Annotated in this window: 18 protein-coding genes; 15 read left to right on the top strand and 3 right to left on the bottom strand. The window is 64.1% G+C overall.

The window, feature by feature from the left end:
- Positions 1 to 531 precede the first annotated feature (531 nt).
- From BST14_RS22615 to BST14_RS22600, 4 genes are all read left to right on the top strand, one after another.
- A complete protein-coding gene (locus tag BST14_RS22615) occupies positions 532 to 1,437 on the top strand; it encodes an EspK C-terminal domain-containing protein (protein ID WP_083066591.1) in 906 nt (301 codons plus the stop codon).
- 383 nt (positions 1,438 to 1,820) lie between these two features.
- On the top strand, positions 1,821 to 2,657 hold the full coding sequence (locus BST14_RS22610) for a hypothetical protein (RefSeq protein WP_083066590.1): 837 nt from the start codon (positions 1,821 to 1,823) through the stop codon (positions 2,655 to 2,657).
- A gap of 157 nt (positions 2,658 to 2,814) precedes the next feature.
- Complete coding sequence (locus BST14_RS22605; protein WP_245845632.1) at positions 2,815 to 3,831, top strand: hypothetical protein; 1,017 nt, start codon at positions 2,815 to 2,817, stop codon at positions 3,829 to 3,831.
- Positions 3,832 to 3,998: 167 nt separating this feature from the next.
- On the top strand, positions 3,999 to 4,637 hold the full coding sequence (locus tag BST14_RS22600; RefSeq protein ID WP_211280787.1) for a uracil-DNA glycosylase: 639 nt from the start codon (positions 3,999 to 4,001) through the stop codon (positions 4,635 to 4,637).
- Positions 4,638 to 4,695: 58 nt separating this feature from the next.
- On the opposite strand, the gene BST14_RS22595 is transcribed toward BST14_RS22600, so the two are convergent.
- Complete coding sequence (locus BST14_RS22595) at positions 4,696 to 5,943, bottom strand: hypothetical protein (protein WP_083066588.1); 1,248 nt, start codon at positions 5,941 to 5,943, stop codon at positions 4,696 to 4,698.
- A gap of 561 nt (positions 5,944 to 6,504) precedes the next feature.
- Here BST14_RS22595 and BST14_RS22590 point away from each other — a divergent pair.
- Positions 6,505 to 7,434, top strand: coding sequence for a hypothetical protein (locus BST14_RS22590; RefSeq protein WP_083066587.1), 930 nt, complete (start codon positions 6,505 to 6,507; stop codon positions 7,432 to 7,434).
- Complete coding sequence (locus tag BST14_RS22585; RefSeq protein WP_083066586.1) at positions 7,431 to 8,186, top strand: hypothetical protein; 756 nt, start codon at positions 7,431 to 7,433, stop codon at positions 8,184 to 8,186. The genes BST14_RS22590 and BST14_RS22585 overlap by 4 nt, the downstream gene beginning before the upstream one ends.
- A gap of 662 nt (positions 8,187 to 8,848) precedes the next feature.
- On the opposite strand, the gene BST14_RS22580 is transcribed toward BST14_RS22585, so the two are convergent.
- Together BST14_RS22580 and BST14_RS22575 are read right to left on the bottom strand one after the other, a co-directional pair.
- The gene (locus tag BST14_RS22580; protein ID WP_083066585.1) at positions 8,849 to 9,805 is read right to left on the bottom strand and encodes an AlbA family DNA-binding domain-containing protein; all 957 of its coding nucleotides are present in this window, start codon (positions 9,803 to 9,805) and stop codon (positions 8,849 to 8,851) included.
- 10 nt (positions 9,806 to 9,815) lie between these two features.
- Entirely contained in the window at positions 9,816 to 9,998 is a 183-nt protein-coding gene (locus tag BST14_RS22575) for a hypothetical protein (protein WP_083066584.1), read from the bottom strand.
- A 113-nt stretch (positions 9,999 to 10,111) separates the two neighbouring features.
- Here BST14_RS22575 and BST14_RS22570 point away from each other — a divergent pair, with 113 nt between their 5' ends.
- The 9 genes from BST14_RS22570 to BST14_RS22530 form a co-directional block, all read left to right on the top strand.
- Entirely contained in the window at positions 10,112 to 11,284 is a 1,173-nt protein-coding gene (locus tag BST14_RS22570) for a hypothetical protein (protein ID WP_083066583.1), read from the top strand.
- Between the two features lie 276 nt (positions 11,285 to 11,560).
- The gene (locus tag BST14_RS22565; protein WP_083066582.1) at positions 11,561 to 13,228 is read left to right on the top strand and encodes a hypothetical protein; all 1,668 of its coding nucleotides are present in this window, start codon (positions 11,561 to 11,563) and stop codon (positions 13,226 to 13,228) included.
- Between the two features lie 981 nt (positions 13,229 to 14,209).
- On the top strand, positions 14,210 to 14,461 hold the full coding sequence (locus BST14_RS22560; protein ID WP_083066581.1) for a type II toxin-antitoxin system ParD family antitoxin: 252 nt from the start codon (positions 14,210 to 14,212) through the stop codon (positions 14,459 to 14,461).
- On the top strand, positions 14,458 to 14,754 hold the full coding sequence (locus tag BST14_RS22555) for a type II toxin-antitoxin system RelE/ParE family toxin (protein WP_083066580.1): 297 nt from the start codon (positions 14,458 to 14,460) through the stop codon (positions 14,752 to 14,754). The genes BST14_RS22560 and BST14_RS22555 overlap by 4 nt, the downstream gene beginning before the upstream one ends.
- Positions 14,755 to 15,084: 330 nt before the next feature.
- Complete coding sequence (locus BST14_RS31470; protein WP_142279545.1) at positions 15,085 to 16,041, top strand: C40 family peptidase; 957 nt, start codon at positions 15,085 to 15,087, stop codon at positions 16,039 to 16,041.
- Positions 16,042 to 16,065: 24 nt separating this feature from the next.
- Complete coding sequence (gene eccB / locus BST14_RS22545) at positions 16,066 to 17,601, top strand: type VII secretion protein EccB (RefSeq protein WP_083066578.1); 1,536 nt, start codon at positions 16,066 to 16,068, stop codon at positions 17,599 to 17,601.
- Positions 17,598 to 21,827, top strand: a complete 4,230-nt coding sequence (gene eccCa / locus BST14_RS22540) for a type VII secretion protein EccCa (protein ID WP_083066577.1) — start codon at positions 17,598 to 17,600, stop codon at positions 21,825 to 21,827. The genes eccB and eccCa overlap by 4 nt, the downstream gene beginning before the upstream one ends.
- A gap of 97 nt (positions 21,828 to 21,924) precedes the next feature.
- Positions 21,925 to 22,221 (top strand): PE family protein, encoded by a 297-nt coding sequence (locus BST14_RS22535; protein ID WP_083066576.1) that lies wholly within the window; start codon positions 21,925 to 21,927, stop codon positions 22,219 to 22,221.
- A 23-nt stretch (positions 22,222 to 22,244) separates the two neighbouring features.
- Positions 22,245 to 23,133: PPE family protein (locus BST14_RS22530; protein WP_083066575.1), on the top strand; the 889-nt coding region annotated here is incomplete at its 3' end.

The following is a 23,133-nucleotide window of genomic DNA, read 5'->3' as shown; positions in this document are numbered from 1 at the left end:
TTGACGGCGTTTATGGGGGGCGGGTTGCCGGGTTGGCCGGGTATGCCTGGTGGGGGCTCGGGCGGTGGGCTTCCGATGGGCCCGTTGCAGGGGCTGATGGGAGGTTTCGGCGGCTTCCCCGGGGGGATGGCACCGCCGACTGGGTTGAGCGCGCCTGGGTTGCAGGGATCTCCAATGCCGTCGTTGGGAATGGATTTCGGCCGCGGCCTGGCCGCTGGTGCTTCGGCGGCGGGTGCTGTTCCGCCTGTGACACAAGCTCCGTTGACGCCGTTGGCCGCGCCGGTGGAGACGGCTCCGACGTCGGCGGCGCCGGCGGCTGCTCCGGTGCCTGCTGCGCCCCCGACTGCTGCTTCGACGCCGGCGCCCGCACCGGCGGCTGGTATTCCGGGCGGCGGCTTGACGTCGTATGGGTCGGTTCTTCCTCCACAGGGCACGTCGGGTGCGCCGCCGGTTGGTTCGGCGCCGGCTGCACCGTCGGTTCCTGCTGAGGCCGGTGGCGGGTCGTCAGGGTCTGGGCCGGGCACTGGGTTGATGCCGGTAGCGGGCCGGCGTGAAGCCGCGGCGGTGCGCCGCGATTTGGCTGCGTCGGATCTGGAGCTGGCGAGGATGGCGGTGGCCGAGCTGGCCGGAGCCGCGAGCGTGACAGATCCTGGCTTGGATTGGGCTGTGGCCGTTGGCCGTAACACCTCGGGGATGCCGACGTTGTGGGTGGCCACTAACGACGGTGCCGCCTACATCCCGCCGGGTGTGTTCTTGCGGAAGACGATGCCGGTGGCTGGCGGGCATAGCGAAGAGTTCGATGCCCGCTGGTTTGGCTGGGTGAACCCGGCCGATAAAGCGGTGCGGGCGGCGCGGGAGTGTGGGGATAGCGTGGGCGCGGTGGCTACGACGTGGGCGTGGTCGTCGGAGTTCTTGGCGGAGCATCCGGCGGTGACCGAGGTAGCGACTGGTGTGAAGCCGGTTGGCGCGGTGGATAATCCGGCTGCGGAGTTATTGCCGTCGCGGTCGCATCGGCTGCAGACCGTGGACGCGGCGCTGTACGCGGACTTGGTGGCAGCCGACGAGTCGATGGTGCGTGACTATTGCCGAGAGTTGACCCGCCAGTTGGCATTCGGGATTCCAGGTGAGGAGTTATCGCCGGTTGCTCAGTCAGTGGCGCATGCGCTGGTCGCGCAGCGTTGGCCCAAGGCTGAAGAGTGGGCGTTGCTGGGCGAAGAACACGAGGACGCGCTGGTCATGATGGTGGCCCAGCGGCCAGGATTGAACGGCGTGGAAAACCCCCACCAGGTCGTCAGCTATACAAGGGAATTCGTTAAGTGCCGCCGGTTGGAGGCGCTGCTGTGCTGGGAGCGGCACGGCGCGGACCTGCTCAACGTGGTGTACGCGGCCTGGGTTGCTGGAGTGCGGGCGCCGTTAAGGGACTTGGTGTTGACCTAAGCCGTTTCAGCAGGTGCTCCCGTCGCTGAGTTGTCTCCGAGTGCCTGTTCACCTTCCGATTTTGCTGATCGGGGAGCGATCGTCGAGCAATGGCCAGTTTCGGTCTTGAGGATGTCGAGCAGTTCATCGGGTGCCATAAATATATGGGAACAGAAGGTGGGCGATACCACCAATGAGGCCCGCACTTTTGGCCTGCTTGGGTGTGGCCTGGCTGGGGTTGGGTCAGCTAATTTTGTTGGGTGAGTATTGCGGCGTTTGTGGCTGGGGTTGATCGGCTGCTGACACGTGCGCAGGAGCTGTATCCGGCTGGCGGTGAGGGCGAGGCATTGCCTACGTCCGGGGGTGGGGGCTCTGTGCCGGGGTCGCCTGATGGTGGCAGCGGTTTGCGGGTTGGTGTTTCGAGGGCCGCTGGTTCCTATCAGCAGGCGCAGACCGGTGTTGCGGGCTTGGATGAGGAGTTGCAGCAGGCCGCGGCCCAGGGCGGCGCGATCGGTGAGCAGGGCCGGGTGGCGTCGGGGCTGATTCGTGACCAGTCCCGGACGACGGCAGCCGCGCTGATGCCGATGAGCAAGTCGCCGGCGGGTGCGCAGCTGTTGATGGCCGCCATGGATCAGCACTTGTCGGCGATGCAGGGACAGTTGCAGTCGACTAAGAGCCAGTACCAGAGTGTGTCGGCGACGTTGCGACAGGTGGGCGCGGGATATCAGACTCTCTCTAGTGGGGCGAAGGATTCGCCGCCGGCGGTGCCGCTGGACTCGTCGGGTAAGTGGAAGCCTGGCGACAAGCACCATATGCCGTACTACGCCGGCAAGGGCGGGATGGGTCCGCCCAACTTTCCTGATTCGCCGCCGTGGGTGGATATTTACGACAGGACAAAGGATCCGGATCAGGTTCCGCACTATTTCGTGAGGTCTGATGAGATCCCCGACTACAAGGTGCTTCCGCCGGGCGCCCTCGGTCCGCCGACGGTGGTCGACGAGCACGGCAATCCCGACTCCTATATCGAGTTGGGCCCCAACTCGGGCGTGTGGGTGCCGCAGTCGGCTTTTCCCGGCGCGAAGTTCTATCCGCCGGGGTGGTCGGGTGATCCGCCGCCCTACGGCTGGGACGAGTACCTGCCGGGTTCAGGGATTTACCTGTGGCATGGGGATATGGTGCCGGAACCGTATCGGCCGTACGGGCCGTTGGGGCCGCCGACTTATCCGCAGGGCGGCCACTGACCGGGCGCCGAACTGGGGGTGCGTGGCTGTGGCCGGGGGGATTTGCTCAGGTTAATTTTGGTGGGTGAGTGTTGGGGAGTTCGTGGCTGGGGTTGATCGGCTGCTGACTCGCGGTCATGGGTTGTTTCCAGCCGGGGGGTGCGGTGAGGGTGGGCAGGTGTTTGCCGCCGGCGCCGGTCGGGGCTCGGTGCCGGCCGCCCCGGGTGGGGACAGCAGCCTGACTGGTGGGGCGACGGCTGCTGGTGGCGCCTACCAGCAGGCCCAGACGGGTACGGATGGTCTTGATGAGGGCTCGGGGCAGGCGGTCACCGACGGCGGGGCGGTTGGCGCTCAGGGCCGGGCGGCGTCGGGTCTGATTCGTGATCAGGCCCGCGCGGTGGGGGCTGCGACCGCTGGGTTGGGGCGCTCGCCGGCGGGCGCGCAGTTGATCATGGCGACGATGGATCAGCATTTGGCGGCGATGCAGCGTCAGCTGGATCAGACCACGGCGCAAAACCGGTTGTTGGCGCTGCGGCTCCGCGAGCTGGCGGCGGGCTATCGCGGCATCGGGTTAGCGGGGATGGGGGGTATGCCCCTGTCCGGGCTGGGCGGTTTAGCGTCGGGCGGCGGCGCAGGTGGCGGCCTCAGCGGATTGAGGGGCTTACGGGGTTTGCCAGGAGGTTGGAGCCGTCTGGTTGGATCGGTGCATGGGGCGCGAGGATCGCGCAGCGCTGAAGCCGCACCGCCTGGCGATGTGGGGACTCCGCTCGGCGGGCTGACGCTGGATTCCTCTCCGCGTGAGGTGGCGGCGGCGATCATCCGTGAAGCCCAGCGCCGCGGCTACTCGCCTCACCAGACGATCGCGATCTTGTCTACGGCGATGCAAGAAAGCGGGTGCCGTCCTCGGGCTGTGAGCCCGAATGGGTTGTGGAGGAGCATTTTTCAGCAGGATGCGGACTATCCGGGCCGCAATAATCCCAACACAGCGATCTCAGGATTTTTTGACCGGCTCGCGCACCACGGCGGCCCGTCGTCACCGGATATTTGGAAGTCGATCTTCTGGTTACAGCAGCGCCCGGGTGAATCGTCGGCGGAAGCGGCGGTGGCGCACGGCCGCAGGGCCTATCTGACCGAGATCCAGAGTCAGCTGCCCAAGGCCACTGCGTTGTACCGCAGCATCGCAGGGATGTGGTGAGGTGATGTAGGTTCTCAAACTCGGTGTCACATTCTCATCTGTCGTGTCATCTCGATGTCATATGTGACACGAAAGTGAGACGGCACCTCGCCGAAGGGGGGGCCTGTATCTGCGGCCTTATCGGCGATCCCGCTCACCAGACCGGGGCTGTCACCTAGCCTGCTGATGTGGCACGTCGAATGGCCGATCCAAAATTTCGGGAGCAGCAGCGAGCGCATCGGAAAGATGCTCACATAGCGTCGATTAATGAATTCGTCGCTGCCTTGCAGGAACCGAACGGTCGCGGCTGGGTACCTGAAGTGGCACCGCTACATGGTGGCGTTGATGCGACCGTCCTGAGTGTCTTGCGCGATCCGGGCCCGAAGACGCAGAAGGGGAAAGGGTCCTCTTTTCTTTGCATCGAGAATGACGATCCGACCGCCGAACGCCAGTGGCATTTGTTCAACGAATTCGGGATTCCGGTGCGGCAGGTACTGCCGTGGAACGCATACCCCTGGTACATAAACCGAGCCCCGCGGGCTGCCGAGCGGGAGCAGGGAGCTGCGGTTCTCGCCGATCTAATCGATCGGCTGCCAGACCTTTTGATTGTGCTGCTTCAGGGGAACGATGCGGTCGATACTTGGCGACGCCTCGAGAAGGCGCACCCGACTCTGGTGAAGGAGCGGAAGCTCCAGGTGGTGGAGAGCATTCATCCCGGGAAGCAAGCGTTATGGACGGCAGATCCAGTTCAGCGAGAAGCGCGAATAGCTAAACAAAGGAAGGCATTTGAGCGGGTTGCCGCCGCGCTTTCGGCCGATCATTTGTGACGACGCTGCACGAGTTGTTGCGAGAGTTCGCGCAACGTAAGCGTAGTTATCGACGACCTCAGGCGTCGAAGCTTGTGGCGAGTGCATTGGGTCGGCGCGAGAGTTCGACGATCTGCCCGCTGATCGCCCAGCCTGTTCCGGTCGGCGCGTGCGGCGCGACGAGCAGCTCGCCGGCGTCACACCAGTCGTCGGCGGGGTTCCACTGCACGGCGTCACCCCGTAGGAAAACAAGGCGTTGCGCGGCGCCAAGCAGGGCCCATCGGCGTTCGAGCAGCAGGGCTTCGATCTCTGCGGGATCGGCGGGAAGGGCTTTTGCGAGCCGTGCCGCGACCTCGCCCGAGGTCGACGTGTCAGTGTGCGCTTGGAATGCGCTGACGACGCCGTCGATGATTCCCTTCACCAGCTCGGTGTTCGGGCCGGGTGAATTGAGGTGCGGCGGCCGGATTTGTACTTTGACAGCGAATGAGGTCCCAGCCGCGAGCGCTGGTTCCGGCTGCCCGCTGCGGCGGCGGGCGAGCGCTAACCAGACCTGGGCCGGGATTTTTTCGCGACGGAATTCTCCCAGTTCGGTCCAGCCGAACGACGCTACTGTGCGGCCTTGCTCCCAATGGGTGAAGCCGGCCGATCGGGGTGCGAGCGCGTAGCGGTAGCTCACTCGATACGCCTGCCCATTGGGTGCCTCAGGTGTATCGAGTCCGTGTTCGAAGCGAATCCCGTTGCGGCCGGGCCGAATAAACGAGTAGTGGAGGTTGTAGAGCACGAGGTTCTCGATGTCCATGCGCGGCGGTTTGTCGCCGTAAAACATGGCGTGTAGGACCTCGTCGGCCGATGGGGCGAGCTGCGCGCATTGAGTCGTGATGTTGTTGCGCAGGAGCTTTTGCCACTCAGGCTCGTTCTCGAAGTGGATGTAGTCGTCGGCCCACGCCTCGACGACTGAGCTGCCCGGCGCCGGCGAGGGCGCGAGTAAGCGGCCGGCAGGTATCGGACCGGCGCCCGTCGATGTCGTGCCGATCGCGGGCGTGAGTGTGTGGCGAGGACGGGCATTACAGCTGCGGCATGGCTGAATTTCCGCGCGGACGACCTTAGTCGCCCACGCCGCAAGGTCGGCCACCTGATCGGCGCACACCTTGATGTAGGGGTCGGTCAGCGTGCCGCGCTGATTGCGGAGTGTGTAGCAGCTGGCGTGGTGCAGGCGCGAATCGGTCGGGTTGTGGTTCTTGTGGATGTTGATCAGGTAGCCCTCGGGGTGGGTGCCAAGCCAACACAGATAGCCGGAGTCGTCGCCGCGGAATTCGTGTGCGCTCATCGCCTCGCCCTCGACTCTTGCCACGACCCCGAATCATTAGACATATCACGACATTATCGGCGGACGCGCCTTGTGCCTCGCCGGTCTGGCAAACGCGTCGAAAGATAGACTCGCAGCTGCGTGGGGCCTGAGGCTGCGGGAGGACTGATTGTGGCGTGTGTGCCAGCCGAGCTGTGATTCATGAGTGACCCCGATCCGCCGCCAGCCACATACGTCGCGATCAGCGCCTTTCACTCGGAACGCTTTCACACGCCACCTTTTAACAGCCTGGGTTTTAATCTTTTCGCGCATCCGACCCAGAGGCGGACGAGTGTTGCCCCATAAACGAGTAGTGGAGGTTGTAGAGCACGAGGTTCTCGATGCCCATGCGCGCAGGCTTGTCGCCATAGACGCGGCTCCTATTATCCCTGGGCAGCCGACGCCTGGCTCCACAAAATGCGCATCTGCGTCCTGGTTTCGCTCACGACCTTTCACCGCGTCGCAAACTGCGAGTTGTCGAAGAACCGCCAATTGGGCGTGTATCGTCATCGCGCAAGGGGGCATCGACGGGAAGCCGTACACGTGCCTGACCTACGCGATCTCTCACCGCACGACAATTACAGCCTGTACAGCGGGGACGATCTCGAGGACTTGATCAGGCAAGCGATCCGAGCGTCGGCAACGGACTGGAACGATTTCGTCGCCATCAATACGGCGCCCACACCGATGTGTAAGGCTGACGGCACCCGGGTCAGCAAGCCGCTCGTCATGAAGTACGTGCCGACGAACAGGGCCAAGGACTACCTGCCCGCGCACGGCCACCCACCCTTGACGACGCCCGCTGACGTGTATCGCAATGGCGTTCGGTCACCGACCCCCAATTTCTTCATCGGGGATAACTTCTACACCTGGGGCAAAGCGGTCTACGTAATCGGAATCAACCAGCCGCTGTCCACAGCCATCTACGGCCGAGTCGGCATGATCGCGGCGCTGAACCTGTCGGACGAACAACCGTGGAGCGCGTTCGATGTCCGTTACCCGGTGCACGCCGCGCTGTATCTGGAGTGGCTACGCCGTCAACCCCACTACCCCGTCGCAGCATTGACCTTCGACACCGGGCACTGGCTGCACGGGCTGCGAAACAAGTTCCGCGCCGACTTCAAGATCGATGTCGTTATGTGTAAGCCGGACGAACAAGACGCCGCGAAGTGGTACACCGCCGAAACCGATACCTGGCTATGTGTCGGCGATTTCGAACCGGCCGACATGCCGGGCAAGTGGAAGCTCGTCGACCAGAACTATTCGCAGCGATTTCACGATGTCCGCATGGTCGTCGTCGGTGAAGAAGAGTTCGTCACGCCCGCAAATCCGAAAAACCCTCCGCGCGCACCCGATCCGCCGGCGTCCCGCGTGGCCGAACTCGAGCTCAGTGGCAGCCCGCCGCTGGGTGTGCCGATGCAGGGCATCGCCGATGCGTACTGGCAGGGGCAGATTGTGAGGGTGCAGTCATGAGCAAGATCAGGCAGGTGGCGCAGCTGATCCGCTTGGCTGCCGGCGATGATGATTATGCGCGAGACCTCCACGAAGCCATACGCGATGACCCGGGAGCCATCGAGATCTTGCAGTTCGGGCCCATTGATATCGAGGATTTCGGGCAGCTCATGCCGACTGAGTGGCAGTGGTTCGCGAATTGGAGGCAAGCTCGCGGCGGCCGGCTCGACGAAAACCTGCTGCGCTACCTGACGGCCTCGGCGACAACACGATTCGCGCGGTTCCAAGTTCGCGCGCTCGTGCTCCGCGACCCGGACACCAACAGAACTGCGATCGAGTGGCCTGCCCGTTCCGAAGACCGTCCAGAGCACATCGGATTGGCGTGGCTCTACCGCCAGGCCCGCCTCTCGCCCCGGTTCGACTACGCGCATCTCTCCGAGCGGCGAAACGCGCTAAGCGACGAAGCCTACGACCTGCGTGCACAAGGCGAGCACGGGGGCTCCTGGTTCTCCGGTGAAGCTGAGGTGCAGGCAGAACGTGAGCGTCGCGCACGTCGAGATGCCGCGCTCGAAATCCAAATCGACCGTGTAGGACGCGAGGAAGTCGACGAGCTGACGACCGATGCGCTGCAGTGCGCCACACCCGCCTCGTGGTATCTGCTCAGCCAGTTGGCATTGATGCCGTATTTCGGTCGGGTGGAAGAAAGGCTCGACCGCTACGCCGACGAGCACGGCCTTGAGCGGGGTTGGTTCACTGATGGAGCACCCGCCTAGAGCAGCAGGACGGGCCGCGCCGCAGTGCTGCCGCGAATAGGGCAGCCTGAGCAGGAATCCTTCTGGGCAGGCCAAGGATATGACACGAAAGTGGAACAAAATCCGGGTGGCACGGCGTGTGAAACTTCGCATCACCGCAGCTCAAAGCTAGGCGATATGACACCGAGAATGGGAACCTACACACCACCAGTAGACTCGGCGGTTCTAGTCGTCGTCAGTGTAGGTTCCAATTCTAAGTAGCGGATTTCCAAACTTCATGGCGTAAAGTGGCGGAACTGCCACGAAGTTCGGAATCCGGTTAGTAGGGCTAAGCTTGGACGCCACGTTGGCGTACCCCACTCGCCCGCCCTGCGAGTTACGGGACTCGTGAATGTGTTGTGCACCAACGATATTGGTGGCCAACCCCGCAGATGGGATGGCTGCAACGACACATCTCAAGCTGGCGAAGTGTATTGATATCAGCGGTTGTCCATCAACGTGTCGCCCAACCCTCAGACCCATCGCTGGTTCGATCCCAGCCGGGACCACAAGGTAGATGCGTTTTCTTGGCCGCCCGGGCCATAACCGGGCCATAGTGGGTAAAGGGTGCTGTCTTTCCAGCCAGTCATCTTCGTGGCGTGTACCGAAACCCGGTAGGAGCCACTGGCACTGGGCGAATGACGTTAGTTGAGCTCTCTGAGCTGGGAACCGATGCGTTCCCAGATGTGGCCATTGGCGTCCTCGAAAGTGACCTGTAAGCGTCCAGCCTCAGAAGGGTCCGTGAACAAGCCCTCGGAATCGGCCGGTCTGATTGTCAGCTGAGACGTACTGTGCGCTGGCACGACTGCCTCTTCGTGCTCGTCGACTTGCTCAGGCCCTGAACCGTGATACACGGTGACTCTCCCACCGATGGCTGTCCGTACTCGCACGTTCGTAACCGCATGGTCGCTGCTGTTGCCGACGCGCCACCCGGTCCGACCGAGGTTCGATTGCGCCGGCACGATTCCGACCGCCCGCGCTTGCCTTGAATGCTCGGCGTCCTTCCAGGCGTCCTGGGCGTCGGCTAGTCGCGCCATATCAGCAGCGACGGCGCTCGCCGCGCAGCGATCAGCCAGCATGTCTATTTCACCGGGGCCCGCTTGCTCGGTTTCGGCGGTGCCGCGATGAAACACAGTGCCTCGTTTGAAACTTGTTGTGCCCTTGGTGAACTCCTTCATCAGAGCGAAGATCCGGTCGCCGTTTCGGGGCGGTTCGACCACGATGACGAGCACAGTCGAGCCGCGGTATTCGACATAGTGTGGGGTCCACCGTGGCCCGCTTAGATACGACTTAATCTTCTGTCCCAGTGTTGCGTGGTCGACGGCGGTGATGCCGGGAGCCGATTGCGGTTCGACGCCTACGACCATGTACGCCACCCCTTCGCATGCAAGTTCCGCGACGGCGACTGCTCGATTTGCGAAGCCAAGAATGGTCTTTGCGATCGCGAAGACACCATCTGTGGCGCCGAGATCTAGGCACTTCCACTCCAGCCAGTTGGTCTCCTGTGTTGCCAATGGAGACGCGTGGATAACATCCACCAGCGCGCGCAACTCGTCCTCGGTCCGGCTGGCGCGCGTCTTGTCGAATGTGCTCAGGCTCATGGCGCCTCCACTAGCCCCGTACCAGGTAGCTATAGGTCCACGTTTTCATCCCGGGCGAATCCTTCGTCGGCTTTCCACCGTGGCAGGTGTAATCGGCGTAGAACGCATGCTCGATGTGCTTCATCGCCTCCTGTGCAGCCTGTTGAGCGGAGACTGTCGAGGGCAAGTGGAGGGCGAACGTGTGCTTCTTCATCGACCGTGAAGCCTACGCGCGCATGCCGACAGGCTGCTGGTGTAGAGCGGAATGAAGGGAGCGTTACCGCGCGGCGAGCCGTATCGTCGGGGGCCGTTCCTACACTTCGGCTCATGGGCAAGTATCGAGGTGGTCAGAAGCCGTGGGAAAAAGACGATCCGAAGGGACGTCGGCTCGACCCCGGCCAATATCCAGAACTAAATGCCGTGTTTTACACCGCCGACCCCGCGGAGTTCATCAAGATGCGCACCGAGTCGCTGTCGCTCATGGCGTGCAGTGACGACCAACTCGCGCCGCTATATGGGAGTGACCGGGTGATCGGAACCGCGCCCTTTGGGCCGATGCCCCCGCCCGGGCCTGACCCCCGGCAGCGGTACATCCGCATGGAGGCCGTGATGATCGCAAACCACGCCTCCGAGGCACTGTTGCGGCTGTTTTTCGCCCATGTGGAGCACCCCGAATGCCCCTGGCTGGGAATGTCGGCCTCAAACGACTTCGCCGAGTACAAGGCGAAGCTCGCCGCCGCGCTGAACAACGGGTTCGACCGCGAGCAGATCGCCACGGTGTTCCTGGGCGGCGTGAACCGCGTCGATTCCTGCATCCAACTCACCGACGCTGAGTTCGAGGACGCCATCGACAGCCTGGCAATGCTACTGATCGACTGCGCGAACCGAGTCCTCGGTGACGCCTTTGTCTACAACGCCGTCAAGCACGGCGTGAGCGCCGTCGCCGTCGATGATGCCGAGGCAAAGGTCGCCTGGCAGCCGACGAACGGCGAGCCGGTCATTTTGCACGAAGGCCCTACCCACGTTTATCTGCACAAGAAGGCCTCACCCAACGCGGCCAGGGACGAAGCGCATTGGTGGCTGACGATGGAGGACTCCAATCCCGGCCGTGAACTATCGGTTTCGGTGCTCATCACCTATGCGCTCGACTCCCTCTGGAGCGTGGCCCGCCGCCGTTACCTCGGCGAGAGTGGGACCATCAACTACGTCAGCAACGCGGCTGTCGAGATGGCCATATACGGAGCCACAATGCGGGCTATGAACCACCTCAAGCGTGCGGCCCACGAGCTGATAAAGCTGAAGCCGGACGGATCGGTTGACGGCACCATCCACCACGTCGCTGGTTACCACATCCCTCGGGAGTGGTCGATATCAGCTGCAGCAGCCGGCAGCGAAGTCCGCAGTGTCGCGCTGCCTGCCCGCCAGCGCGATCGACGGCTCTACTCCACCAGCGGCCGGGCATACCTGCCCATCACGCCGCGTGGATTCGAGCGAGGATGACGTCATCAGCCGCGGTACGGGCGGCGGTCCTCGCCCAGCTAAGTCCGCGCGCCGACAGACCGACTCCCCAGTGGGAATCGCTCACTGTATGTCGATGCGCCATGCTGGCGCAGCCGACGTTGACGATCCGGCGTAATTGATCATTATCGGTACACATCCGGGTTGGCAGGTCTGTTACCGGCGGGCGAACGTGTATCCGAAACCTGATGAGATCGGGGCGCACCGCCCCGCGCGTCGGCGCGACTGCTGTCGGCGCGCGTTTCTAACATCGTCACCATGACGGACGCGGGCGAGTCGGCAGAAGACGGGACAGCTGGCGAAGACCCCGCTGCCGCGCGGTCGAGGCGCAAGCCCGCCTCGGACGAGCGCGACCGCCACTTTGAACGCGTCGAGAAGGTTCTCTATTGGGTGCGACGTACGCGAGCCGCCAAGCTGGCGCCTGACCGGTTCCTGACGCCGCTCGACTATCTCATCAACCTGAACATGCAGTACCGCAGCCACCGAAGGGCGTTAGCTGGCTTCCGGTGGGGTGATGAGGATCTGTGCACAGTTCCACCCACTGATCATGTTCAAATCCCGTCGCTGTTCATCGTCGAGCTCTTCACACCGAGTGTTAAGGGGAACCTGGACCGAGCGATAAAGCGAAACCGCTGGGACACAAAACGGTTGCGAATGTACGGCCGCCACTACATGCCCACGCTCGACGAGGCCCGGTCGGGAGACGGTTGGCCCTGGTGGAATCTCGGTGAAGTCGTGCGTCGCGGCAGCAACGTCATGGTCGGTGATGCTGTCCGCCGCAAGATGCCCATAGAGTTCGACCGAGTCGAACTCAAAGCACTGCAGATCAGCCAAGGCATTACGGCTGTCATGGCGAAGTTCGACCTCAATGACGCCGCGATATCTCGGCTCGACGCGGCCTGGCACCGGGATTACCAGCCTGAAATGTATTGGGGTAAATGGGGTGGAGAGTGGCCGCGTCCCCTGATGCCGGATTTTGTGGCATTTCGAAGAGTGCAAGAGGAACGGGGTCGCCTGCATGACGCTGCACGGCAATGGTTCTCCGCCAAATGGCCAGGGTTCTTTGCGACAAATGGACAGCCGCAGCCCCTACTCGACGTCGTACTGCTCAACGAGATAAGCGCCTACCCCGAGACGCGTCCAGCTGAAGGGGTTGAGGGAGCTGTCCGCGCCCTCGGTTTGCCGCATACGGTTTACGTTCAGAGGTCGACCAAGTTCCCGGCAATGACCCTCGGGGAACGGCAGATACCATCCGATTCAGACATGGAGGATCGCCGAACGTGGGCGCTGTGGGGTAACCGATCCGAAATCGTTGACGGCCTCGCGACGACACTGACGTCCCATGGATATGGCCAGAGTGACAGCTCAATAGCGCACTACGTCCAAGAGGCGATTGAGGACTACTTTCTGCGATTGTCGATCAGCGAAATGCTCGACGTGTGCGACGCGCGTTACGCGTCGATGCGAGACGCTGCTCGCCAACACGGCCAGTTGGAACGACTGCGGGCAAGCCTGCTGACCCTCAGCATCGACATGAGCAGCATCGACCGAGATATTCGCGCATACAACGCCCACGGCTCGCAGCGCGACCACGCACAGTTCTTTTTCGAAGATTCGCCTTATCTCGTCGCCGAACATGCCAAACACGGCGGTCCGTCACGTGAGTCGATCAACATGAACGAACACCTGCTGAATGAACAGACGCGAACGCTGGAAACGCTGCGGGCCGCGGACAACGATTACCGCGGCATCCTGACGGCGGCGGCGTCACTGACGTCGTCGCTACGGTCCATTCGGATGGCCAGGACAGCGATATGGATAGCGATGGCCTCGCTCGTCGTCGCTGCGGTTACGTTGGTGATCACGGACATTTCGAAACACAGCCTGGCTGGCACCGTCGCCCACTGGCTTGGATTGCTTCACTGATTCCCGAGCGGGCCGCGGGGCGGCGCGAACTCGAACTAAAACCGGTACGACCTTGCCGCCGCGCTGAAACGGGGCGTGCGAGTGGTGCAGTTACAACGATGCCGGTACCCCACCGGCTGATGATCGGTCATCGGCGCTGGCACATCTAGCGTCGGCGAGCTCCGCCACAGGAGATCAAATACGTTGCAGCAGAGGGAATTATCGAAAATAGGCTTCTTTCATGGACAATGACGACTATCCACCACGCGACATGGAACGTGCAGGCGGACAGGATGATTGGGTCTGACGCCATTCGAAAGAAACGTCGTCGTGACGCAAATGCCTGAGGGTCGGTCCCCGCGGCCGAGGTGTGAGGATCGCGCCGGTGGCCGTTTCTTAGTCGGTATGGCGCGGATGCGCTCGATTCGGGCCAGAATCCGGCAAACCAAGAGAGTCGGCGACCCTGCCAGCTGTTGTCGGAGCAGCATCTGGGCGCCATCTCGGTACACGGGCTACGTAAAGCGGAGCGCGGCCCGTGTAATGCGTTGCGCGACAGAGTGTTTGTCGCGCCCGTCGTCGCGAGGTGTCAATGTGACGGCATGACGGATACGGCCCGGAATGGTTGAGATGTGCTTAGCGAGAGGCTGGTGCACTCGCGTCACAGTGACGGAAGTGATGCAGCCGTTGTTTCGGCGGCTTGGCCGGCCGCCAGAGACATGATCACGATTGAGACCGTCGGTGAAAAAATGACACGAAACTGAGACAGGAGCCAGATGACACGGCGCGAGACAACCTGCATCACCGCAGGTCGCACGACCGCGATATGACACACGAAATGAGAACCTACAGGTGAGGTGGTGGTGGGTGACGAGAGGTGTAGGGTCTGGCGATCCGTGGCGGAATCTCTCGAACGATGGTGGGCGATGGCGGATCCGTCAACCTTCGCAGCCACTACCGTGGCCAACTAGGGCGAGGATACCAATAGTTGGTATCATCTGATGTGTGGGTAAGAATACGTCGTTCAGCCTCGACGAGCATTACAGCGCATTCATCGATGAGGAGGTGGCGTCGGGTCGTTACCGCTCGGCCAGTGACGTCGTGCGTTCTGCTCTGCGGCTGCTTGAGGATCGTGAGACCCGCCTGCGCGCATTGCGCAAGGCACTCGACGCCGGCGAACGAAGTGGTGAGCCGACACCATTCGACTTCGATGAGTTCGTTGCGCGCAAGCGAGCTGAGCAATCTCGCCGCCGGTGACCCGGTATGTACTTTCGCCCGCCGCCCGCGCCGACCTGGAACAGATCTGGGATTACACCTGCCAGCGCTGGGATGACGATCAGGCCGAGGAATACGTCCGTGAAATCCAGCGCGCGATCGAACGAGTGGTGGACAATCCGATGATCGGACGGGCCTGCGACGAACTCCGCCCTGGCTACCGGAAGCACGCTGTTGGATCGCACACGCTCTACTACCGGATTGTCACCGGCGACGTGATCAATGTGGTGCGCATACTGCACCAACGGATGGATGTCGACCGGCACCTCGACTGACTTCGTGCAGCGCGATGTCGTCGCCAATATGCCTGGAGACCCTCGGTCAACACTGATCGCCGGGCTCGTAGGAAATGAAGTGGCTCGTGAGACAAGCCAGGCCGGAACCGCCGCGAGACAACCGGGAGCATCGCAGGTCAGCGGTAGCCGGAGATGTCGCCGACGGCGAAAACCTACAGTGAGGGGCAATTGTGCGTGGCTGTGGCCGGGGGGATTTGCTCAGGTTAATTTTGGTGGGTGAGTGTTGGGGAGTTCGTGGCTGGGGTTGATCGGCTGCTGACTCGCGGTCATGGGTTGTTTCCAGCCGGGGGGTGCGGTGAGGGTGGGCAGGTGTTTGCCGCCGGCGCGGGGCGGGGCCCGGTGCCGGCCGCCCCGGGTGGGGACAGCAGCCTGACTGGTGGGGCGACGGCTGCTGGTGGCGCCTACCAGCAGGCCCAGACGGGTACGGATGGTCTTGATGAGGGCTCGGGGCAGGCGGTCACCGACGGCGGGGCGGTTGGCGCTCAGGGCCGGGCGGCGTCGGGTCTGATTCGTGATCAGGCCCGCGCGGTGGGGGCTGCGACCGCTGGGTTGGGGCGCTCGCCGGCGGGCGCGCAGTTGATCATGGCGACGATGGATCAGCATTTGGCGGCGATGCAGCGTCAGCTGGATCAGACCACGGCGCAAAACCGGTTGTTGGCGCTGCGGCTCCGCGAGCTGGCGGCGGGCTATCGCGGCACCGGGTTAGCGGGGATGGGGGGTATGCCCCTGTCCGGGCTGGGCGGTTTAGCGTCGGGCGGCGGCGCAGGCGGCGGCCTCAGCGGATTGAGTGGCGTGACTGGCTTGGCATCGGGCATACCTGCGTCACTGATGGGCAGCCTGCGCAGCGGCGGCGGGGAGCCGAGTGGTGAGCCGGGTGCCTGGATGTTCGGCGGCGATCGCCGAGGCAGCGCGACGGCATTGCGGGCGGTGCAGTACGCCGAGACGAAGCTGGGCTGCCCGTATGTGTGGGGGGCGACGGGGCCACGAACATACGACTGCTCGGGACTGGTCATGGACGCCTACGCTCACACGGGCGTGCGGTTGCCGCGCATGACCTACGACATGATTCGGGTGGGCACGCCGGTGGACCGCGCTGATGTGCGGGCCGGTGATTTGGTATTTTCCGATTTCTCGGGCCGCGGGCCTGAGCATGTGCAACTCGCGGTGTCCTCGACGAAAGTGATCGAGGCACCCACGCCGGGCGGCCATGTCCAGTATTCGGGCTTCCCACGTGGACGTGTTGTAGTGAAAAGAATTGTCGGGTAACGATTTTACGGTGGGGATGTAGCGGTGGTTGAGCCGGGAGTCGATAAGGCCGACGAGTCGCGCTGGCGCGGCCGCGGTTTGGGGTTGTCGACACGGGTGCAGGTGTCGGGGCACATGTTTTTTGCTCGCCGGGCGGTGTTGGCGATGACGCGGCGGCGGGTGCGGATGGAGGCCGAACCGGGCCGGCGCCAGTCGATGGCGATGTTGGCGGGTGTGACGATCACCGCGGTGCTGTGTCTGGGGGCGTTGTTTTGGTCGTTTGTGCGCCCGGCTGGTTCGGCGGGGCAGGCGCGGATTTTGGCGGATCAGGATTCGGGTGCGCTGTATGTGCGGGTGGGGGACAAGCTGTATCCGGCGCTGAATTTGTCGTCGGCGCGGCTGATCGTCGGGGAGGCGGCGAACCCGGTTCGGGTGCGCCGCAGCGAGATTGAAGCGCACCCACGGGGACCGCTGGTCGGTATTGCGGGGGCGCCGCAGGATATGGCGGCGACGTCGCCGGGCCGCTCGTCGTGGCTGGTGTGCGATGAGATCACCAAAGCGTTCGGGACAGCAGCACCGGAGCCGGTGACGGTGACAATTATTGACGGCGAGCCGGATCTGGGGTCGCGCCGCCATGTGCTGGGCCCTGATGATGCGATGGTGCGCCGCTATGGGGATGCGGTGTGGTTGATCCGCGATGGCCGCCGGTCGCTGATTAATCAGGGCGCCCGGGCGGTGCTGTTGGCGCTGGGGTTGGGCGAGGATGCGGTGTTGGGGTCGCGCCCGATGAGCCGGGCGTTGTTTGATGCCATTCCGGTGGGCCCGGAGTTGTCGGTGCCGGTGATCCCGGGTGCTGGGTTGCCGGCACGGTTCGCCGGGGCGCCGGGCCCGATCGGCACGGTGGTGTCGACTCCTCAGGTGGGCGGTCAGACGGCCTACTCGGTGGTGCTGACCGATGGCGTGCAGCCGGTGTCGGCGGTGGTGGCTCAGGTGCTGCAAAATGCCGGGCCGGCAGGTGCGGTGATGCCGGTGGTGGCCGGGCCGGTGTTGGCCAAGTTGCCGGTGGTGCAGACGCTGGATTTGTCGGCATTCCCGCCGGCGCCGCCGCAGGTGATCGACAGCCAGCTCAACGCGGCGACCTGCTGGCACTGGGAGAAAGTCAGCGGGGAGTCGATGGCGACGACGTCGGTGATCGCCGGGCCGACCATCCCGGTGGCCGAAGCCCAGGTGGACAAGGTGGTGGACTTGGTGAAAACCCCGGGCACGCAGATGCAGGCCGACCGCGTGTATTTGGGCCCCGAGTTCGCCAATTATGTGGTGTCAACCGGTAATTCACCGTCAGCTGCCACGGTGGAGTCGTTGTGGTGGATCTCGGAATCAGGTGTGCGTTTCGGGGTGCCACGCGAGGAGGACACGATGAACGCACTTGGTTTGAAGAAACATTCCCCGAGCCCGGCGCCGTGGCTGGCGTTACGGCTGCTGGCCGCCGGGCCGGCGCTGTCGCGCGCTGATGCGCTGGTGCGCCACAACACGCTGCCTGTCGATGCCAACCCGGCTGAATTGGAGGTGCCGAAGTCGTGAAGCATGGGTTTGCCCGCAAGGAGGCCGCTGAGGCGCCGTCGTTTCGCCCTGAAACCATTGAGCTGCCGACACCGCTGAAAGTTCCGCCGCCGCAAAGCAAACCGCTGTGGTCGGTGGTGTTGATTGTCGGTTTGATGGGTTTGGTGGGCGCGATGGTGTGGGTGTCGTTCGCCAGCGGGGCCCGCTCGTTTACCGGGGCGGGCTCGTTGTTTCCGATCGTGATGGTCGGTGGTCTGATGGCGATGCTGTTCGGCGGGCGCGGCGGGTCGCAGGAGATGTCGCGCTCGAAGCTCGATGCCCTGCGGGCGCGTTTTTGCATGGTCATGGACGAGCTGCGGGGAACCACTTCGGAGTTGGCTGACCGGTTGGATGAGAACTACCGCTGGTATCACCCCGCACCGGACACGCTGGAAGCCAGCGTGGGCAGTGTACGGATGTGGGAGCGCAAACCCAACGGTTCTGATACGTGGTTCGGGGTGGCCCGGGTGGGGGTGGGCATGACGGATTTGGTGGAGTCGCATACCGCGATGTTCGCCGAGCCGCAGGACGCGCCGACCGATATCGAGCTCGAGCCGGTGACGGGCAAGGTTCTCCAGGAGTTCATGCAGTACCAGACGGTGGCTTATGGGGTGCCCGCCCTGGTGTCGTTGATGGTGGAGCCCGGCTATGAGCTGCGCGGGCCGCGCGAGCGGGTGCTGGCGTTGATGCGCGCGATCATCTGCGAGTTGGTGTTTTTTCACGGCCCTGATCATTTGCGGCTGGTGGTGGTGACTTCTGATGTGGCCGAGTGGGATTGGGTGAAGTGGCTGCCGCATGCCGGTGACCCAGTGGTCGAGGATGGCGCCGGCCCGGTGCGCATGGTGTATGGGTCGGTGGCCGATTTCCTTGCCGCGCAGGCGGATGCGCTGTCGTTGCGTGGGCGCGGGGACTTCCGGGCCCGGCTGGGAGCGTCCAAGGACCCGATTAACCCGTTGCCGCACACGTTGATTGTGTGCGACACCGAGGTGGGTTGGGATCGTTTCGGAAGCTCCGAAGGGGTCAACGGGTTGACGTTTTTCGACGTGCGCGGCTCAGGCCGGGTTCCGGCGTGCCGTGATCCGCGCCGGGTGCTGTATATCGGTGAGAACGCGGTGATCAACGCGGTGCCGCGCGACCCGGTGACGTGGGACGCCCAGGGCAACGAGCCGCAGTTTTTCGCCTACGCCGATCAGATCAGTCGCGACGCGGCCGAGACGTTCGCCGAGCGGATGTCGCGGTGGCGGCTGGCCGAGGCCTATGAGGCGATCGAAATCAACACCGGGCAGCGGGTGATGGCCCGAGACATTCTGTCGTACTACGGCATTGAGGACGCCGCCAATATTGATTTCGAGAGGTTGTGGGCCTCGCGCAGCGACATCAACTCTCCGCAGCGGCTGAAGGTGCCGCTGGGTAACCGCGCCGATAACAACGAGCTGTTTTTCGTCGACCTCAAAGAGGGCTCCCAGGGCGGTCAGGGCCCGCACGGGGTGATGGCCGGCACCACCGGCTCGGGCAAGACGATGATGTTGCGGGCGCTGATTGAGTCGCTGATTTTGGGGCACCCGCCGCAGAATCTGCAGTTCATGTTGGCCGACCTCAAAGGCGGCTCGGGTGTGCGGCCGTTCGTTGGGGTGCCCCATGTGGCCCAAATCATCACCGACCTCGAAGAGGACCAGAGTTTGATGGGCCGCTTCGTCGACGCGCTCGACGGCGAGATCGCCCGGCGTAAAGCCTTGTGCGATTTGGCCGGTGCTGATGATGCGACCGAATACAACAAGCTGCGCGCGGATCAGTTGTCGTCGGGGGCCGCCGAGGTGTTGCCTGCGCTGCCGGTGTTGATGGTGGTCATCGACGAGTTCGCCGAGCTGTTCAAGTTGATGGGTAGTGAGATCCAGGTGGCGCTGGATCGAATTTGCCGGCAGGGCCGGGCGTATTGGGTTCATCTGCACATGGCCAGCCAGCAGATCGACACCCGCGCTGAGGCGCTGTTGGAGAACATGGGGTATCGGCTGGCCCTGCAAACGAAAACACCGCAGGCCGCCGCGGCGATCGGCGTGCCGAACGCGGTGAACCTCAAGGGTTCTGGACAGTGCTACTTCTTAGAGGGCAGCCCGTCGAATAGCACCTTGACGAAATTTCAAGGCGAGTTCTTGTGGCGTGAGTACCGCAAGCCCGGCACCGAAGACCTCGACGGCGGCCCCCAAGCTGAGGGGGCGTCGGTCAGTTATTTTGCGCCGCAATTGTTCTCCACGGATTTCACCCCGCTGCCGCTGCCCGATGAATCCGAGGCCTCCGCGGCCACCGACGATGCGGGCGGCGACGTCGCCGAGGTGATCGAGGCGCCCCGCGACAGCGAGGACGCCGAGGCCGTCACTGCGCTAATGCGCCCACAGGTGGGGCGCATCATCATCGACCAACTGCGCCGGATTGACTTTGAGCCCTACCGGCTGTGGAAGCCGCCGCTGGATGCGCCGTGGAGTGTGGAGAAATTGGTGAACACCCATCTGGGGCGGCGCTGGGACAGCGACTATGCGCGCACCCCGAATCTGGTGTTCCCGATCGGGCTGGTGGACCGGCCGTTCAAGCACGACCAGCATCCGTTGACGATTGACGTGTCGGGCCCGGGAGCCAATGTGGTGATCGTCGGCGCTCAGGGCTCGGGCAAGACGACGGCGCTGCAGGACCTGATTTGCGCGGCGGCCATGACCCATACCCCCGAGCAGGTGCAGTTTTACTGCTTGGCGTTTTCCTCGGCGGCACTGGGCAGTGTGGCGGAGTTGCCGCATGTCGGTGGTGTGGCGATGTCGCTGGACGGCGACGGTGTGCGCCGCACCGTGGCGGAGATGGCCGCGCTGCTGGCCTCACGTAAGCGCAGTTTCGAGGCGACCGGCGTGATGTCGATGGAGGTGTTTCGCCGACGCAAGTCTGGCCGTGAGCCCGGGCCGATGCCCGATGACGGTTACGGCGACGTGTTTTTGGTGATCGACAACTACGCGGCGCTGGCTAGTGAGTATCCGGCGCTGGTCGAAGACAAGGTGAACCGGCTGATCAAGGAAGGGCCGACGTTCGGTATTCACGTGGTGGCCGCGGTCTCCAAGAGCACCGACCTGCAGGTGTCGGTACGCGGGGACTTCGGGTCTCGAGTCGAGCTGCGCCTGGCCGATATCAACGATGCCCAACTGGTGGCCAAGCCGCGCCTGGCCGCCGAGGTCCCTTCGGGCCGGCCAGGGCGCGGCATGATCGGACAGAACTACGAGCGCGCCGGCTGGGACCCGGTGGGGTTGCACACCCTGATGGCGCGCCCGGCGCTGGAGTCCACCGCTGGCGAGGTGTTCGACTCACGCAGCGTGGCCGATGCCGTGGACCGGGTGGCCAGCGGGTTTACCCCGGCGGCGAAGGTGCGCCGGCTGCCGCAACGGGTCGCGCGGGCCGAGCTGGCCGCCCGCGCGAGCGGGGATGGCCGGGCGGCGTCGGCGATGGTGTGGGCGCTCGATGAGACCGAGCGTCCGGTGTTCTTCGACGGCCAGCATCTGGTGATCACGGGGCAAACCAAGTGTGGGCGCACCACGGCGTGCGCGACGGTGATGCGCGAGATTGGACGGGTCTTCGCCCCGGGCGCCGAGACGTCGACAGGCCAGGTGGGGAGAGGGCAGGCGCGCCGCCCGGCCGCGCAGGTGTGGCTGATTGATCCGCGCCGCCAGCTGCTGGGTGTGCTGGATTCGTCGTATGTGCACCGCTTCGCGTCGACACCGACGGCGGTCAAGCAGCGCATGGATGAGTTGGCCCAGGTGCTTGCGCCGCGGATGCCCAGCGACGATGTGTCGGTCGATCAGATCGGCCAGCGGAACTGGCAGGGCCCGGAGGTCTTTTTGATCATCGATGATTCTGAGCGGCTGCCGGCCGGCTACGACTCTCCGCTGGTCCCGATCGCTCCGTTCGTCCAGGCGGGCGCCGACGTGGGGTTGCACATCGTCTACACCCGACTGTTCGGGGCGTTCATGGCGGGGCTGGGGGCTGATCCGGTACTGAGGCTGCTTCGGGATGCCACCGAGCCGCTGCTGGTCATGGATTCTGACCCGGACCCCGGTTTCGTGAAGGGGAAATGGAAGGGGCATTCGATGCCGCGGGGCCGCGGATTCTTGATGAATACCGCCGAATCGGGCGAATCGGGAATTTACGTCCAAGTAGCCGATGCCGGGTTGGGCTAGATCGCTGATGGGCCGCGCATAAGTCGGTGCGCGCCGATACACTTTTGTCATCAGACCGGGTTAATGGTCCAGTCGGCTGTTTGCGGGGAGGATTTCTATGTTTGTCGAGGCGTTACCTGCGGGGATTGATGCGTCGGCTTCGGGGTTGGCGGGGGTCGGGTCGGCGGTAGCGGCGGGTAACGCTGCGGGCGCGGCGCCGACGCTGGGTGTGGTGCCGCCGGCGCCCGAGCCTGCCTCGGTTCTGTTGGCCGCGGCGTTCGGCACGCACGCCGGGGTGTACCAGGTGACTCAGGCGATCGGGTCGGTGATTCATGCGATGTTTGTCTCGACGATGGGTGCCAGCTCGGCCGACTACGCCGCGACCGAGGCGATCAACACCGTCGCGATGGTCTAACCCGCGGGTCGCGGCCCCCAGCCATGGATTACGAGGTCCCACCGGAGATCAACTCAGGCCGGATGTATGCCGGCCTGGGTTCGGCGTCTTTGATGGACTCGGCGGCGGCGTGGCAGGCGCTTTCCGCGCAGCTGGGCTCGGCAGGGGCGGCGTTTCAGGCGGTGATCGAGGCGCTGACGAGCACGGCGTGGCTGGGTCCGTCGTCGATGACGATGGCGTTGGCCGCCGCACCGTACGTGGTGTGGATGATCGCCACCGCCGAGCAATGCCAGGCGGCGGCTGCGGCCGCGGCTGCTGCGGCGGCGGCGTTTGAGGCCGCCCGGGCGGGGGTGGTGCCCCCGCCGGTGATCGCCGAGAACCGCGCCCAGCTGGCGGCGCTGGTTGCGACCAACTTCATGGGGTTCAACACCCCGGCGATCATGGCCAACGAGGCTCACTACGCCCAGATGTGGTCCCAGGACACCTCGACGATGTATGGCTTCGCCGGCCAGGCCTCTGGCATCACCGGCACGCTGGTCCCGTTCGTCCCGCCGCTGCCGAACTCTGATCCAATGGGGCTGGCGGCGCAAGCGGCCGCATTGGGCCAGTCGGGCGGCACCTCAGCCGGACAGCAGCCGATGAATTTCGCCAGTAACGCCGGCTTGCCCGCCGGTTTGGACGGCGAGACGATGCTGTCGATGGGCCCGGAGTTGGTCAGCAGCATTCCCCAAGCGTTACAAGGGCTTTCCTCACCGTTGAGCGGCGGGCTGGGGTCAAGCGGGCTGGGCCAGTTCCAATCCCTGCTGAGCCCGTTCATGAATTTTATGAATCCGGGCATGTTCGGTGCGGGCGGGGCGTCAACGTTAACGAGTGCCGGCGGGCCCGGACTTGCGGGGCTGGGCGGGGCGGCCTCGGAAGTGGAGGCCGCCCCGC

The organism is Mycobacterium arosiense ATCC BAA-1401 = DSM 45069 (assembly GCF_002086125.1).
Classification (GTDB): domain Bacteria; phylum Actinomycetota; class Actinomycetes; order Mycobacteriales; family Mycobacteriaceae; genus Mycobacterium; species Mycobacterium arosiense.
The sequence above is the reverse complement of the archived record's forward strand: the minus strand, read 5'-3'. Positions and strand labels throughout refer to the sequence as shown.

What these genes read in the sequence shown, in the direction of transcription:
- BST14_RS22615 (WP_083066591.1), top strand. Translation starts at nt 532, where the DNA reads ATGCCGGTAGCGGGCCGGCGTGAAGCCGCGGCGGTGCGCCGCGATTTG.
- BST14_RS22595 (WP_083066588.1), bottom strand. Translation starts at nt 5,943, where the DNA reads ATGAGCGCACACGAATTCCGCGGCGACGACTCCGGCTATCTGTGTTGG.
- BST14_RS22585 (WP_083066586.1), top strand. Translation starts at nt 7,431, where the DNA reads ATGAGCAAGATCAGGCAGGTGGCGCAGCTGATCCGCTTGGCTGCCGGC.
- BST14_RS22580 (WP_083066585.1), bottom strand. Translation starts at nt 9,805, where the DNA reads ATGAGCCTGAGCACATTCGACAAGACGCGCGCCAGCCGGACCGAGGAC.
- BST14_RS22575 (WP_083066584.1), bottom strand. Translation starts at nt 9,998, where the DNA reads ATGAAGAAGCACACGTTCGCCCTCCACTTGCCCTCGACAGTCTCCGCT.
- BST14_RS22570 (WP_083066583.1), top strand. Translation starts at nt 10,112, where the DNA reads ATGGGCAAGTATCGAGGTGGTCAGAAGCCGTGGGAAAAAGACGATCCG.
- BST14_RS22565 (WP_083066582.1), top strand. Translation starts at nt 11,561, where the DNA reads ATGACGGACGCGGGCGAGTCGGCAGAAGACGGGACAGCTGGCGAAGAC.
- BST14_RS22535 (WP_083066576.1), top strand. Translation starts at nt 21,925, where the DNA reads ATGTTTGTCGAGGCGTTACCTGCGGGGATTGATGCGTCGGCTTCGGGG.